The following is a 15,651-nucleotide window of genomic DNA, read 5'->3' as shown; positions in this document are numbered from 1 at the left end:
TTATTTACTTCCTTTACTGGCCGACGAACGGCGTGATTTAGTCCCGGGCTTCGATTCAGTTGCCCCTTTTGCCTTGGAACGTCGAGTACGTGACTTTTTCTTGGCTGGGTTTGCTTTAGCACCATCTTTCGCATTTGCAGAGTCGGCCGCCGCCTTAGATACTGGACTGCCCTTCGCTGGCGCCCCTTTTTTGGCTGACGAAGACTTTTTAGCTCCGCGTTTTGTGCCTCTGCCTTTGGGCGGTGCATTGGCTAATACAAAATCAATTTTTCGCTCGTCTAGGTTCACGCCGGCAACTTTTACTTCAAGAAGATCACCTAACCGATAAACAAGACCTGAGTTTTCACCGGCTAAATGTTGTTTGGTTTCGTCAAAGTGATAAAAGTCGTTATCAAGTGCAGAGATATGCAGTAAACCGTCGATATGAAATTCACTTAAACGTACAAAGAAACCAAAGCTAGTCACTGACGCAATGACACCCTCGAACGTATCACCAACATGGTCGAGCATAAACTCGCACTTGAGCCAATCAGATACATCTCGTGTGGCATCATCAGCACGTCGCTCCGTCATCGAGCATTGCTCACCTAACGTTTCAACTTCTTCTGCTGAATATGCTTTACCGCCTGTTTTGCTCTTTCGTTGCTGCTTTTTATCAATCGTTGCTTTTAACGCACGATGGACTACCAAATCAGGATAACGACGAATAGGAGAAGTAAAATGAGCATAAGCATCTAGCGCTAATCCAAAATGTCCGATATTTTCGTGGCTATATACAGCTTGTTTCATTGAACGCAGCAGCATGGTTTGAATAAGTTCTTGATCTGCTCGCCCCTGAATTTTATTGATCACTTCAGTGAACTCTTGAGGCGATGCATCTTTGCTAATATGATGAGTAATACCCACCTCAGCAAGATAAGACAAAAATGCAGTTAACCGATCGGCGTCAGGCTCATCATGAATGCGATAAAGCGCCTCGGCTTTTTGCTTAGATAAGGTTGTTGCCGCAGCCACATTCGCCAAAATCATACACTCTTCGATCAGTTTATGAGCATCATTGCGGGTCACAGGTACGATCGTATCTATTTTGCGCTGAGCATTAAATACGAACTTACTTTCTTGGGTTTCAAACTCAATAGCACCACGCTGACTGCGTCTACGCTTTAGCGTGCGGTACATATTATGCAAGTTTTTTAAATGAGGTACTTGCTCGGCGTAACGTTTATGCAACTCTGAGTTGCCTTGCGCGTCTTCATCTTTCAAGAGATCCCACACTTTTGTATAGGTTAAACGCGCTTTAGAGTTCATCACCGCTTCATAGAATTGATGTTCTACTAAGTCTCCATTTGAACTGACGGTCATTTCGCATACCATACATAAACGGTCAACTTGAGGATTCAATGAACATAGGCCGTTAGATAAAACTTCGGGAAGCATTGGAATAACTTGCTCAGGAAAATAAACCGAGTTACCTCGATTTTGAGCTTCGCTATCAAGAGCAGTACCTGGTCGTACGTAATAACTAACGTCTGCTATGGCCACCCATAATTGCCAACCACCGTCGTCGAGAGGTTCACAAAATACTGCATCATCAAAATCACGGGCATCAGCCCCGTCGATAGTTACCAGCGGTAATTGACGTAAATCGACGCGATTTTCTTTTGCTTCTTCCGGCACTTCTTCATTGAGGTCTTGAATCTGTTTGGTGACACCCTTTGGCCAGTCATGAGGAATATCAAACGTTCTTAACGCCATGTCAATTTCCATGCCCGGAGCCATATGCTCGCCCAACACTTCAATCACTTTACCGATAGCATTTACACGGCGTCTGGGTCGCTGAACAATTTCTACCACGACGATAAACCCTTGACGGGCACCATTTACATATTCTGGGGGGATAGTAATTTCATGGTTAATGCGGCTGTCATCAGGAATAACCATACCGACACCATTTTCAAAATAGTAACGCCCTACAATAGGTTCACTACGAGGTTCGATAATTTTAGCGATACGCGCTTCTCGGCGACCACGATTATCAGTACCACTTTCTTTAACCAACACAATATCACCATGTAATACGGTAGACATTTGTGCGTTATGGATAAATAAATCTTTTTCGCCATCATCGCGTTTTAAAAAACCAAACCCATCTCGGTGGCCAATAACGCGCCCTTGAATCAACTCTTCTAATTTAAGTTTGGCGTATTTTTTATCACGGTTGAATTCGATTTGCCCTTCGCGCTCCATTGCACGCAGACGACGTTGGATGCCAATGCGGCTATCTTCATCTTCGGCATTTAATAGATGACAAAATTCAAGAAAGGATAACGGCTTTTTAGCATCAGTAAGCATTTGCAGTAAATATTCTCGGCTAGCTACTGGGTTCTCGTATTTTTCTTTCTCGCGCTGGTAAAAGGGATCGTCGCTCATATAAGTGATGGCGTTTCCATGTAAGGTAAATTATGCGCCTAGTATAACGAAGCTGACGCAATTAAAAACGCTTTATTGACCACAACGGGACGCAAGTGAATCTATATACAGTAAACAGAGGGAATTAAAGTGAAGTGAATTAGGTGTCCAAAGGACGTTTTGCTTTACGTACCGCCTTAGGATGCATCAGCTTTTCTAACTTAGTTAAGCAACTCGTGATTTTTTGATGCGTTTTTTTATCGTTAGTAATTGCATTATACAACCAATGATAAGCGTCTTCGTAATCATAAGGGCTGCCATAACCATCTAGGAATAAGTCCACCAGCTCAATTTGCGCCTTTTGATTACCCAACATAGATGCTTCACGCAAAAATACGACTGCTCGCTCTTTATCTTGCTGAACCAATTTACCCTGCGCATAATATCGACCTAACTGCTCTAGCCCCTCAGCCAAGCCTTGATCAGCCGCTTGGCGCATAAAATTAATACCTCGTTCAGGCTCAGCAGTGACACACACACCCCAAGCCAACATGTCACCCCACAAAAACTGATACGCTGGTATTTTTAGCGTCTGCGCTCTAGCTTCGATATCTTGTACCAGTTGGCAGTCATCTAATACCACTTGTGTTAAATGTTCATTGCGCTGGATTAAGCGTAATAATTCATCCTGAGAATAAAGCTGCACCGCTTTAATTTCCTCTGCTGCTTGGCTAAAAGATGAACAAACAGAAAGCAAAGTTAGCACTATTGCAAACAATGTAAATTGAGACGTTTTAGGTAAGAATAAGGTCATAGTGATATCAAATAGCTGAGACTCATATAAGTATTATCGGCAGTTGTCAGAATTGATAAACCCAAAACTGCCTAATTGCTATTTTAATATAACGCTAAACGCGTGATTAACTCGTTAATGCAGATTGTACGACTTGTGCATGCTCAATTAGATCATGACCGAGGTCAGTCAAATAACCACCATCAGGTAGGGTAATAATTCCTTTGTCGAATAAACGTTTAGCCGCTGCAATGACATCAGGCTCGGCGTCGTTGTGAACTTTCAGTCCTTGCATGAGGCTGGTCGTTGGAAACTTTAATAATAAATTAAACTCATTAACCATTTCAGTGGTAAGAGACATAGGCAATCCTCGAGAAGTGTTTATAAAGGCTGTACATAAAGCTTGCTCAGCTTACTTTTACCAGCTAAATAATACGCATCAAAGTAGATAACAAACCTGCCCTTATGCGATTCAAAAGTATGTCGAGCGAACCAATTAACGTTGCATAACTTGCTAAGTCAATAAACCATTAGCCGCTCACAAAAGCAAGCCTAAAAATCTAAATCTTTGTTCTTGGATAAATCAGTGCAATCATAAAATAACTAAAAATAACAAGGTCTAACGATCCATCTCGTAACTTGGCGGCGAGCAGTTTATACTCTAAAAATAATGCCGTTATGAACTTTACTATTCTATTCATTCGATCTTTGATTAAATATACATTTAAGCAATAAAAATTAACGCTAGCAGTTTGAACCTCACGTTACTCTGCAATTCTTAAGAAGATTTATTAAGCGAAAGCAGATACGCTCACGATAAACTTCATTAACATTCTAATTATTTGCGGCTTTAATACCGCAATTTGATATAAGCGTAGAACATTATTATGCACCACACCCTTTGTAAGGTTGATTCAATCGTTGCTCTTAATCCAGTCGTAAGTTTGGTGACACTTACCCCTGAACAAACTTTTTCTCACCAAGCTGGGCAGTATTTAAAAGTAGTTATGGATGAGGATGACCAACGACCATTTTCTATTGCTAATGCACCACGCAAAGACGAAAAGATTCAACTACATATCGGCGCTGAGCCTGGCAATAGTTACGCTGGTGAAGTACTTGATAGAATGCGTCAAGATGGCGAAATAACGGTAAATGGCGGCTTAGGCAGTGCGTACGCCCGAACTACCGTTAGCATGCCGACTGTTTTACTGGCTGGCGGTACAGGTTTTTCTTACGCCCAAGCTATATTGCAAAAAATACTTGAGGTAACACAGCATACTGAAGGTCATAAAGATCCCTTATTCCTGTATTGGGGGACTCGTTCCACTGCCGATATGTACGCCTATGAAGAATTAGTTGCGTTAGCAAAACAACATCAACACTTTAGCTTTATTCCGGTTGTTGAACATCCTGGCCATCAATGGTCGGGGAAAACGGGCTGGGTTCACAAGGCCGTACTTGAAGATTTTGTCAGTTTAGAGCCCTATCGTGTTTATGTCGCCGGACGGTTTGAGATGGCGGGTATCGCGCGGGAAGAATTCCACCAGCAAGGTTTAATACTTAAAAACCTATATGGCGATGCCTTCGAGTTTATTTAATAGCTCAGTGAATATTAAATAACATAAGTGGAAACCGAGCGACAAAACACACGTTGTATTGCTGCGTATCAGCAATACAACTTTGATGCTAAATTTTATCGGTTCAGATGCGCTAAACAGCACCGCTGAAATCTAGCTGCCGCCAAGCCTCATACACAAATACAGATACGGCATTTGATAAATTCATGCTACGACTGTCTGCAAGCATAGGAATACGTACCCGCTGTTCAGGCGGTAAACTCTGGATCACATCATCCGGTAAACCACGTGTTTCGGGTCCAAACAGCAGTGCGTCTCCAATCCTATATTCAGCCTTAGCAAAAAAAGTTGTACCTTTGGTCGTGCAAGCAAACACGCGTTTCGGCTGCCTAGTATCTAAGTAAGCCTGCAAATTGGGATAGCGCACCACATTAGCAAATTCATGGTAATCAAGCCCTGCTCTGCGAACTCGCTTGTCATCCCATTCAAATCCTAATGGTTCGATTAAGTGCAACGCAAAACCCGTGTTAGCGCATAAACGAATAATGTTGCCTGTGTTGGGTGGAATTTCAGGTTGATATAAAACGATATCCAGCATTTATAATGTCACAGTAGTTCTAGATTAAAGCGATTCTAACAAATATGCGCTTGTGCTGGTAAGCTTTATCACACTGGCGGTGTATCCATAAAGGTGAGTATCTGCTGCATACACGGCTGGCGATATTGGTCCTGTTCGAGTAATACCTCATGCCTTGCCCCAGCTATTCTCAATACCTTACAGTTCGGCATTCTGTCTAGAACCCGGCTTTGTCGTTTATTGTCAACGACTGTGTCATCACCTGCTTGCACTGCACATACGGGGAGCGCAATCTGAGCTGCATTTTCTTCAATACTGTTCATAGCAATCAATGCAGCCCGCAGCCAATGCCCCGTTACACCACCAAGTTGCACTTCGGGCTTTAGCGTATATTCGTCTCTGAATATTCGATAGCGCGTATCGCTATGGGTAAGTTCATTAAGGGAGAATTCAGTTTCTTGATAGTCTTTTTGTCCTAGAAAGTAACTTGCATCGTGTCCTAGACCACGACTAATAAGCAAATTCGCACCTATTAGCATTTTTGCTAGAAAATTGGGTAAAGCAGGGCGAATACCAAACATAGGCGCGCAAAAAACAACTTGCGAGAAGTCATCAGGGTGCGCCAATATATACAGTGCGCCAATCGCACAGCCCATTGAATGACATAACAACTGCGGCTTATGGCGAGCATTCGGTTGAATTATTTGTTGATAAAACTGTTTAAAATCGGCCACATAATCGGAAAAATCATGTACAAAACCCATATGAGGATTACGGGTCATACGTCCCGATAAGCCCTGGCCCCGATGATCATGAATAAACACCGAATAGCCATTTTGGTACAAATCAAACATGACTTCTTGATACTTAACCCAAGATTCAATTCGGCCCGTTGAAATTGACACCGCTCCTTTAGCCTCTGAATGGCATAAATAAGCATAGCTAATCGAAATTCCCGACACACCGACAAAGTGGCCCTGAACCACGGCCGCCATCAATGGTTTAATTTGATCGCGGTACGTTAGTTCAAGTTGCTTCTCATTACTTATTAGGTAGTTATCCGCCATATTTAGCCTCAATGGTTTCACTAGGCTGGTAGCTTAGCAGAGCAGATTATGGCTGCATACAATGGCTTTAATCAATAATGGGTAAGCGAATGTTCACACACAAGCCGCCTTTAATTTGATTATGCGCAGTAATCTTGCCGTTATGCACGGCCACAGCTCGGCTGGCAATAGCTAAACCAAGGCCAATTCCCCCACTATCTCGATCCCGCGCGCTAGAAACTCGGTAGAAGGGTTGGAAAATATTACTCAAATCTGACTCAGGTATGCCCACTCCGTCATCACAGATAACCAATTCAGCCATGTTGTCTTTTATGCATAAGGTAAAAGATACGTGCCGGTCGGCATACTTCAATGCGTTTCGCAGTACGTTTTCAATACCACTGGCAAGTAAATCTTCATCAGCACTCATATTGGCATCACATTCAATGTCTACTGATAGTTGCTTGTCCATTGATTTAGCTTCAAATTCGCAATCGGCCAAAAGCCCCGTTAGCAAAGCATCAAAACTAATGGTCCGCTTCTGTGAAACTCGCGCATTGCTATCCAATCTCGACAACATCAATACCTGAGCGACCATATGCTCCATTTGATGGGCTTCTTTTTCGATTCTTGCCAGCGCTTGTTCATTACTTGCTGATGACACTGATGGGTCTTGTTGCTGAGCAATGCCAATCGCTAATTGCATACGCGTCAAAGGCGAGCGTAACTCATGGGAAATATCCCCTAGCAGTCGTTTTTGTCCAGTTAGCAACGTTTCTATTTGTTCCGCCATATGGTTGAAATCTCGGCCTAACTGACCAATTTCGTCACCACGATAACTGGCTGATCCTACGCGACTCGTTAATTCACCGCTGGCCATACGCTTGGTAGCATCTTGCAGCTGCTTTATGGGTTTAACTAACGACCAAGCGATTAAAGAGCATAAAAAAGCACTTATTAATAACACCAAACTAATCAGCAACAAAGGGGGTTTTCGGCGCATTTCTCCGGGAAATCCCATTGGTCGAACACGCCCAACAAACAGCAAGTAATCTGTGTCCACTAAGTTAATCGCCATAGGACCACTAAAATCCCCCATAGGGGTAATAATGCGTAAAGGATTAGCCGAGTCGATGAGATCTAAGAAAGGTTTTTCATTGTGTAAGCGTGGCATCGGGCCACTTAATATAATTTCTTTATTTTGCGGGTTAAGAAGAATAACGGTCATTTTGCCGCGTTGACCAAAACGCTCTAAGGTATTTTGCACAGGCTCGCCGTCGCGATTGCGAGAAAACTGACGTTGTAACGACTTGCGGCTGTTTTCAAGCATAAACTGCTGCTTCTCATCCATGGGCAGATATTCAACTTCGGCTTTAATACTTTGCATTATCCAGACAGCACCCACTATCATCACGATGGTAGTACCCCAAAACCACAAAAAAATGCGTCCATACAAACTACGAAACGGATTAAGATGCTGCCAGTTCATTATATTTCACCTAAATAAACATAGCCGACACCCCTATGGGTTTTAATTTTATCGTGTTCACTGAATTGGTTTAATTTTTTGCGTAAGTTACTGACATGCATATCAATACTTCGATCAAAAGCGGCAAGCTTTCGCCCCAACACTTGTTCACTAATCGCCTGTTTTGGCACAAGATCTGGGCTACAACTCATCAATAATCGAAGTACTGCAAACTCGGTACCTGTCAGCTCAACTTTCTGGGCATTACAAGCCACGGTTTGTGCCGCAACATTTAATTGCACGTCGCCAATTTCTATCATACTTTGTTTTTGCTTATCGCCTTGCAGGCCAGCTTGTATGTCTACCCGGCGCACAATAGCTTTTACCCGAGCAGACAGCTCTCTGTGATTAAACGGTTTGGCAAGGTAGTCATCAGCGCCTAGTTCAAGACCCAATATACGGTCAAAATCATCGCCTTTGGCTGTTAACATAAGTACAGGTGTAATATGCGTAGCTCGCAAGCGCTTTAGCACCTCAAAACCATCTAATTTAGGTAGCATTACATCCAATATAATCAAATCGAAATACTGACCCGATTTGGCGGCAAATAAGCCCGCTTCGCCATCACTGGCTACCTGAACCTTATAACCTTGAGCGCTTAAGTACTCTTTCAATAACTCAGTCAGAGCATGGTCATCATCTATCAACAACAGAGACTTTTCTATCATGTGTATATTCCTTACAGCCACTGCAACATATTAAAAGTCGCATTTATATACGTAAAATAATAACGGAAGCACTCATCAGAGGCTTACGATTTACGTAATCTTTACACTGGGCTTGCGTTTCTTTGCGCAAGGATTGATAAACTAATACCGCATTCTAGCCCTTACGAGGAACATTTCATGCGGACGATTAAATTATTGTTTTCCCCTATCGCTATCTCGTTAGCGATGTTTTTAACGCAAGCATCAGCGAAAGTTAATCCTTTGGAGCATAATGGCCCTGGATATTTGTACCCCATACTTAAACAGCTGGAACTTTCAGACACTCAGCGTCAAGACCTAAGATTACGGCTTAAACAGAAAGACGCAGATAATGTCACGCTTAAACAAGACATGCATACAAATCGCGAAGCTCTGCGTACCTTAGAGCAAAACACCGTGTGGAATGAAAACGATATTCGCAGCGTAATTGCGCAAAGCTTGCTCTTACGCGCAGAACTTATGTGGCAAAACCTACAAATTCAACATCAACTTTGGTTAACCTTAGATACGACTCAGAAACAGTCATTTATTAATAAACTCAGTGAAGAAACACTACCAGATAAGCCCGCGGGGCGAATAAATAATCGAGGTCGTCGTTTCGAAGCGCTGGCGCTTACTGAGCAACAAGACGCGCTATTGGTCGCTGGGCACGAAATAGAAAAAGCTAATCGCGAAAAAAACAAAGCGAGTCATATTGCATTTAAAGAACGTCTGCTAGCGCTAATATCACGTGATGAACTGCTAAAAAGCGATTGGCTAGCATTGGCGCAAGAAACAAAAGATTCTCAACTTGAAAATGCAGTAAGTCAGGCTAAAAACAAATATGATTTTTGGAATATGTTAACGCCCAAACAACAGCTAAAGATGCTTGAAATACAGTCATTACCAAGAAAGAAAATGTCTAGAAAACAGCGTCATCATGCAGACGACGCCTAAGTTTTATTACCAAGTTATGCGCTATTGACTGCCTGACGAGCATATTACTACCTTTACTCGTAACTATGTGAATTAGCGCAAGTGACTGCGCCTAACCTGTAGCTTGCCATAAAGATATTGCTCTGGATTAAGGTGTTATATTGACCTTAACATAGCCTAATACTCAGGCATTGCCCGTTCGTACAAGCCTTCAATAAACAGTGGCGATGTAATTAACATATCCGCTGTTGAGGTATTGCAAGCGACGGGTAAGTTCCACACAGAACACAAACGCAATAATGCCTTAACGTCGGGGTCGTGAGGTGCAGGATTAAGGGGATCCCAAAAGAAAATTAAACTATCCAATTTACCTTCGGCAATCAATGCACCAATTTGTTGGTCCCCACCTAGTGGTCCGCTCTTATAGCGGGTAACCGGTAAATCTAACGCCTCTTGTACCAACCCTCCTGTGGTGCCTGTGGCCACTAATTTATGCTTAGAAAGTTCTTTTCTATGTTCTATTGCCCAGCGGATCAATTCTGGTTTTTTGTGGTCGTGCGCAACTAGCGCAATCGTTTTTTGCATATATTACCCCAATAACTTAACTAAAATTTTTAACCCAATTAATGCTGCTATATCGCTCACAAAACAATGGGGGTTACAGCACTCGATACTTTTTGATGTTCAACCATTCCCCCAAGGGTCACAAAATGTCGTTCATCACCTTCTCCGATGGGTAAAAGTCCCCTGTGATCCATAGTCGCATTGTTCATTTCAGTCGTTGTCCATTTCGCCTGAGAGAAATCGTAGCGCCAAATTTGTTTACTGGGTTTTGCAGGTTCACCGTTATAGCCAATCCCATCGTAGTTATAGGGGTTATCTGAACCACCAACAAATATCGCAGAATTCGTTACGCTATCACCTACCGCAGCCATACGATAGCGTGCTGCTGCGTTAGGGTGTTCCACCGAACGCCAATCGATTTTATGCACTTCATCCTTATTAATCTTACCGTGGTAACAAGCACGTTGTGCTGAAAACGTGCGACGTTTATCGGGTTGAACATCGACTTTAACCCCATCACAAAGCAATATATCCTCAGCAACGATTGCACCTGCATGGCCGAATACTGGTTGTCCTAAAAAGGGCGATCCCTGTTGCCAAGTGTCGGTTTTCACATCGTAAATTTGTACTAAATTTACATTACCATCGTTATGCCAACCGCTAATTAAATACACATACCGCTGGTGATAAACAAGTGCAATTGCATCGTCAACTGCCACGGGAGTAGCGGAGATGGGATAATAAGTATCGGTCACAACGTCATAGCGAAAATTATCAGGGCTCGATACTTCGTTATGCGCTTGGTCAACGGTGTAACCGCCAAATATATACGCCATACCATCGACACCAACGGCGATACTGGCTAGTCGACCTGACTGAGGCAAACTTGATGGCACCGGTGATTTTGCTTGCCATTGGCTGACATTAGCGTTCAACCTTTTGCTATCATTACCATCAGGATTAATATTCAGTGCCCACACTTTGTTATGTACTGCAGCAGAGGATTTTTTTGCACCTAAGCCCATAAAAGACAATAAATAACTGCCTTGAGAAGTATCCACTTTAGCTACAGCATTGTTTGTAACCGCTTCAGGCATCGCAGGATAAGAGGCTATTGATTGTTTCAACGGTTCGGCCGGAGTTAATACCTCCTCAAACAATTTAGGTTGCAATAAGGTCGCCTCATTTTCTCCTAAGTGAGTATTCACAATACAACCACTTAGCACACTGGTACTTATTACCGCGACACACAACACGGTGAACAACCGATATTTAAAACCTTGATTCGCGGTGCTCATTAAAAGCAAACCTGTTTAATAAAATTGCGTAGCAAGTTAACCGTAGGATCAACATAATGCAGAGAAATAAACTCATCAGGTTGATGGGCTTGCTCTATGCTGCCTGGACCTAGCACTATGGTGTCGCAGCCTAACAGGTTAATAAACGGCGCTTCTGTAGCGTAATTAGCGCTAACCGGATCGAAGCCAGTTAAAGTTTTTGCCAATTCTAAAATGCCTTGTTCATTACGACATCCAAATGCAGGTGCCGTTTCGTACATTGCTTCACGCGTAATTCGCTGAGGGTATTTTTGCTTTAGGGGCGCGAGTGCCTCGTCAATCATAGCAATAGCCTGTTCATCACTAAGTGAAGGAATGGCACGTAAATCAAAATTTAGCTGGCAGTGCCCGCAAATACGATTTTCACCGTCCCCACCGTGAATATGTCCAAGATTCATGGTGACTTCCGGTACGCTAAACGCATCGTCTCGGTATTTTTCCGCTAGCTGCTGTTTTAAAGCAATCAATTTCCCGATGGCCTGGTACATAATTTCTATCGCATTAACGCCCTTCGCTGGATCGCTTGAGTGCCCAGCTTTGCCTTCGATATTCAAACTATGACCCATATGCCCCTTGTGTTTGAATATCGGTTTAAGCTCTGTTGGCTCACCGATAATCGCCATATCCGGTTTGATTAACTGTTGCTCAACAAAAAACCGCGCACCAGCCATAGACGTTTCTTCATCGGCGGTGGCTAAAATGTAGAGTGGTTTCTTCAAGTTTTTAAGAGGAATATCCTTTATGGCTTCAAGAATGAATGCAAAAAAACCCTTCATGTCACAGGTTCCTAAGCCATATAACTTGCCATCAGCCTGCTTTGCGACAAACGGATCAAACTGCCATTTGTTATCGTCAAATGGTACAGTGTCTGAGTGACCCGATAACAACAACCCGCCCTCACCCGTGCCAATTTTTGCCAACATATTGTATTTATCACGCGTATTAGGCACTTTTTGAATACTTATGTTGAAACCGTAGTCACTAAACCAGGCCGATAGCAAATCAATAATAGGCCGGTTAGACTGGTCTAAATTTGCGCTAAATGCGCTGATAGACGGTGTTTTTATAATGTGTGCATAACGTTCTAAAAAAGACAAAGATGGCATAACCAAACCTTTAAATAATTATTCATTTTATTTGCATAAGTATATAACACATGGCATACTCGGCGACAACATGGTTTAACTATTTAGCGAATACGCTTTTAGCTAAAATTATTCATACATATTATCTTAATTCGGTTTAATAACGCATATGAATTCTATTACATTAACATTCGATTCCCTGCCTAGCTTCGCCAGCATGTTGTATCGACGATAAGTCGAGGTCTGATGCGTTTAGCTCACCCAGACCTTTAGCATTTGCTAAAGGTTTTGGGTTTTTTTATTTTTATCGCCTTTGTTTAGTAAATTAAATCTTCAAGATTAGTTAGAGATATACGTTTTATGATCAAAACTTGTATTATCGGAGCCAGTGGTTATACCGGTGCCGAATTAGCCTCTTTGGTTCAACGCCACCCACGCTTTGAATTAAATGCCTTATATGTGTCAGCACAAAGCCAAGATGCAAACAAAAAGCTTGGTGACGTGCATGGTTACTTGTTTGCACAAGTAAACTTGCCGCTTACTCCATTGGACGACGATATCTTAAATTCGCTAGCGAATGAGATGGATGTCATTTTTCTTGCTACTCCTCATGAAGCAAGTCACGACTGGATGCCCATTTTATCTTCCGGCAAAGCCGTGGTGTTTGATTTGTCGGGTGCATTTAGGTTAAAAGACCAACAAGTATTTGAACAATACTACGGTTTTTCTCACCAACAGCCAGCCTGCTTAGCGCAAGCGGTTTATGGTTTAGCAGATTGGTTTGCTGAAGACATCAAAAAAGCGGACGTGGTTGCTGTGCCGGGTTGCTACCCGACAGCTTCACTGAGTGCTTTAAAGCCGTTGCAAAATGCGGGGTTTATTGCAGATGGCCACTTACCTATTATTAATGCGGTATCAGGTGTGTCTGGTGCGGGTCGTAAAGCGGCAATGGCCAGCAGTTTTTGCGAAGTAAGCTTACAAGCCTATGGTGTATTGGGCCATCGCCATCAACCTGAGATAAGTGCCTATTTAGGCCGTGAGGTTATTTTCACACCTCATTTAGGTAACTTCAAACGCGGAATTTTAGCTACAATTACCGTTAAAGTGAATGCAAATGTTAGTGCGCAAGCAGTGGCTAATGCGTTTGCTCAGGCTTACCAGAACCACCCAATTGTGCGTATTCGCAACACTTGGCCGAAATTAGATGATGTTGTTGGTACGCCGCACTGTGATCTATTTTGGAAGCTAGATACTGATAAAGGCTACCTTGTCATTACCAGCGCTATCGACAACTTGCTAAAAGGTGCAGCATCGCAAGCGATGCAGTGTGCTAATTTACGCTTTGGCTTTGTATCTCAATTAGGGTTAATTCATGAGGTGTCAGCATGACTCCTTTAGTCATTAAAGTTGGTGGCGCGTTTATGCAAGCCACCAAAGAAGCCTTACAATTACTTAGCGTTATCAAACAACTACAACAAAGTCGTCCTGTGGTATTAGTTCACGGTGGCGGACCAATGGTTGAGCAGTTACTTGAATCGCTACAGTTAACCAGTACTAAGATCAATGGCCTTCGTGTAACGCCGCCCGAGCACATGCCCTATATTACCGGTGCCCTAGCGGGAACGGCGAATAAACAGTTATGCTCTTTTGCTATCCGCGCAGATACGACTCCTGTCGGTTTGTGCCTAGCGGATGGCGATATGACCATTTGTACAACACTTGATCCAGCTCTTGGCTCAGTAGGTGTTGCTAAAGCAAATTCACCAACTATGTTGAATTTGTTGCTCGAGGCGAATATCCTGCCGATCATTAGCTCAATAGGAGCTGATGAAAAAGGTAATTTACTCAATGTAAACGCCGACCAAGCAGCAACTGTTATTGCGCAACTGTTAAATGCCGATTTGCTGTTGCTGTCGAATGTGCCTGGTGTTTTGGATCACAACAAAGCCCTGATCAACCAACTAACTGCGCTAGATATTGATGGATTAGTGAGTTCAGGGGTGATCAAAGATGGTATGCACGTAAAAGTTGACGCCGCACTTGATGCTGCGACGAGTTTACAGCGCCCCATAACAATCGCGAGTTGGCAAACACCAGAGCAACTCTTAGGATTGCTGGCGGGTAACCCTGTTGGCACTACCATAATCCCAAATATTTAAGGTACCTCCATGAAAAAGGATCTACTGTCGTTCACTGATTGGTCAGCAAAAGACCTCAATGCGCTTTTACAATTGGCTATCACAATTAAGAATAATCCAGCTGATTATCGTCAAGCCTTAGCGGGTAAGTCGATTGTCGCTTTATTCGAAAAGCCTTCATTACGTACCCGTGTCAGCTTCGATATTGGCATTCATAAATTGGGTGGGCATTTAGTTTATTTAGACAGCCAATCCAATAAATTGGCTGGCCGTGAAGATACCAAAGACATGGGTAATAATCTTGCGTGTTGGGCTGACGCTATTGTCGCTCGTGTATTTGCTCACTCTACATTGGAAGAACTGGCCAGTGCCGCTAAGGTGCCGGTTATTAATGCGTTGTGCGACATGTATCATCCTTGCCAAGCCATGGCTGATTACCTAACACTAACGGAGCGCTTTGGCGATCTGAGCAATGTTAAGCTAGCGTATATCGGTGATGGCAACAACGTGACACATTCTTTGATGATTGTCGGTGTAACATTAGGCTGCGAAGTCGTAGTGATTACGCCTCCTGGATACGAAGTCGATCCAAAAATCGTTGCGTTGACTGAGCAAAAAGCGGCAGAAAATGGCGGTAAATTGGTCATAAGTACTGATATTAGTGCTGCCAACGGCGCCCAAGCGCTGTATACCGATACCTGGATTTCAATGGGTGACGAAACTCCAATTGAAACCATCAAAAAGGCCTTCGGTAAATACAAAATCGATGAAGCGATGATGCAATCGACTGGTGCACAATATGTTATGCACTGTCAGCCAGCCCATCGCGACTTAGAAATTAGCGGCACCTTGATTGATTCACAGCAATCACTTTTGATGCAGCAAGCAGAAAACAGAATGCACGCCCAGAATGCCATTTTAGTGCATCTTCTTGGCGGCGCAGCGTAACCCTATATCCCATTTAACATTTTT

The 15,651-nt window shown here is 43.0% G+C and carries 15 protein-coding genes; 5 read left to right on the top strand and 10 right to left on the bottom strand.

Features of this window, described 5'->3' with window-relative positions; all coding sequences use genetic code 11:
• The 3 genes from rnr to GQS54_RS17510 all read right to left on the bottom strand — a co-directional run bounded on the left by rnr (window position 1) and on the right by GQS54_RS17510 (window position 3,563).
• Window positions 1-2,430: a ribonuclease R gene (gene rnr / locus GQS54_RS17520; protein ID WP_166425236.1), complete on the bottom strand. Its 2,430-nt coding sequence runs from the start codon at window positions 2,428-2,430 to the stop codon at window positions 1-3.
• 139 nt (window positions 2,431-2,569) lie between these two features.
• The gene (locus tag GQS54_RS17515; protein WP_205967819.1) at window positions 2,570-3,223 is read right to left on the bottom strand and encodes a tetratricopeptide repeat protein; all 654 of its coding nucleotides are present in this window, start codon (window positions 3,221-3,223) and stop codon (window positions 2,570-2,572) included.
• A 106-nt stretch (window positions 3,224-3,329) separates the two neighbouring features.
• Complete coding sequence (locus GQS54_RS17510; RefSeq protein WP_166425235.1) at window positions 3,330-3,563, bottom strand: TIGR02647 family protein; 234 nt, start codon at window positions 3,561-3,563, stop codon at window positions 3,330-3,332.
• A 526-nt stretch (window positions 3,564-4,089) separates the two neighbouring features.
• Here GQS54_RS17510 and fre point away from each other — a divergent pair.
• Window positions 4,090-4,803 carry an NAD(P)H-flavin reductase gene (gene fre / locus GQS54_RS17505; RefSeq protein ID WP_166425234.1) on the top strand — a complete coding sequence of 238 codons (714 nt, stop codon included), beginning with the start codon at window positions 4,090-4,092 and terminating at the stop codon, window positions 4,801-4,803.
• Window positions 4,804-4,915: 112 nt separating this feature from the next.
• Here fre and trmL read toward each other — a convergent pair whose 3' ends face one another.
• From trmL to GQS54_RS17485, 4 genes are all read right to left on the bottom strand, one after another.
• Window positions 4,916-5,380: a tRNA (uridine(34)/cytosine(34)/5-carboxymethylaminomethyluridine(34)-2'-O)-methyltransferase TrmL gene (gene trmL, locus GQS54_RS17500; RefSeq protein WP_166425233.1), complete on the bottom strand. Its 465-nt coding sequence runs from the start codon at window positions 5,378-5,380 to the stop codon at window positions 4,916-4,918.
• A gap of 68 nt (window positions 5,381-5,448) precedes the next feature.
• Window positions 5,449-6,426: an alpha/beta fold hydrolase gene (locus tag GQS54_RS17495; protein ID WP_166425232.1), complete on the bottom strand. Its 978-nt coding sequence runs from the start codon at window positions 6,424-6,426 to the stop codon at window positions 5,449-5,451.
• A gap of 67 nt (window positions 6,427-6,493) precedes the next feature.
• A complete protein-coding gene (locus GQS54_RS17490) occupies window positions 6,494-7,894 on the bottom strand; it encodes an ATP-binding protein (RefSeq protein WP_166425231.1) in 1,401 nt (466 codons plus the stop codon).
• Window positions 7,894-8,601 (bottom strand): response regulator transcription factor, encoded by a 708-nt coding sequence (locus GQS54_RS17485; RefSeq protein ID WP_166425230.1) that lies wholly within the window; start codon window positions 8,599-8,601, stop codon window positions 7,894-7,896. Before GQS54_RS17485 ends, GQS54_RS17490 begins: the two co-directional genes overlap by 1 nt.
• 177 nt (window positions 8,602-8,778) lie before the next feature.
• On the opposite strand from GQS54_RS17485, the gene GQS54_RS17480 reads away from it, so the two are divergent.
• Window positions 8,779-9,576, top strand: a complete 798-nt coding sequence (locus GQS54_RS17480) for a hypothetical protein (protein ID WP_166425229.1) — start codon at window positions 8,779-8,781, stop codon at window positions 9,574-9,576.
• A 156-nt stretch (window positions 9,577-9,732) separates the two neighbouring features.
• On the opposite strand, the gene GQS54_RS17475 is transcribed toward GQS54_RS17480, so the two are convergent.
• From GQS54_RS17475 to argE, 3 genes are all read right to left on the bottom strand, one after another.
• Window positions 9,733-10,140 (bottom strand): methylglyoxal synthase, encoded by a 408-nt coding sequence (locus GQS54_RS17475; protein WP_166425228.1) that lies wholly within the window; start codon window positions 10,138-10,140, stop codon window positions 9,733-9,735.
• A 56-nt stretch (window positions 10,141-10,196) separates the two neighbouring features.
• On the bottom strand, window positions 10,197-11,216 hold the full coding sequence (locus tag GQS54_RS17470) for a galactose oxidase (protein WP_166425251.1): 1,020 nt from the start codon (window positions 11,214-11,216) through the stop codon (window positions 10,197-10,199).
• Between the two features lie 200 nt (window positions 11,217-11,416).
• A complete protein-coding gene (gene argE / locus GQS54_RS17465; RefSeq protein WP_166425227.1) occupies window positions 11,417-12,562 on the bottom strand; it encodes an acetylornithine deacetylase in 1,146 nt (381 codons plus the stop codon).
• Window positions 12,563-12,901: 339 nt separating this feature from the next.
• On the opposite strand from argE, the gene argC reads away from it, so the two are divergent.
• Genes argC through GQS54_RS17450 form a run of 3 tightly spaced genes read left to right on the top strand, consistent with a single transcriptional unit; the run spans window position 12,902 to window position 15,627 of the window.
• Entirely contained in the window at window positions 12,902-13,930 is a 1,029-nt protein-coding gene (gene argC, locus GQS54_RS17460) for an N-acetyl-gamma-glutamyl-phosphate reductase (RefSeq protein WP_166425226.1), read from the top strand.
• On the top strand, window positions 13,927-14,700 hold the full coding sequence (argB, locus tag GQS54_RS17455; protein WP_166425225.1) for an acetylglutamate kinase: 774 nt from the start codon (window positions 13,927-13,929) through the stop codon (window positions 14,698-14,700). The genes argC and argB overlap by 4 nt, the downstream gene beginning before the upstream one ends.
• Window positions 14,701-14,709: 9 nt before the next feature.
• Window positions 14,710-15,627, top strand: coding sequence for an ornithine carbamoyltransferase (locus tag GQS54_RS17450; protein WP_166425224.1), 918 nt, complete (start codon window positions 14,710-14,712; stop codon window positions 15,625-15,627).
• Window positions 15,628-15,651: the final 24 nt, after the last annotated feature.

Source organism: Paraglaciecola sp. 20A4 (genome assembly GCF_011378905.1).
Lineage (GTDB): Bacteria > Pseudomonadota > Gammaproteobacteria > Enterobacterales > Alteromonadaceae > Paraglaciecola.
This window is presented reverse-complemented; position numbering and strand designations above follow the sequence as displayed.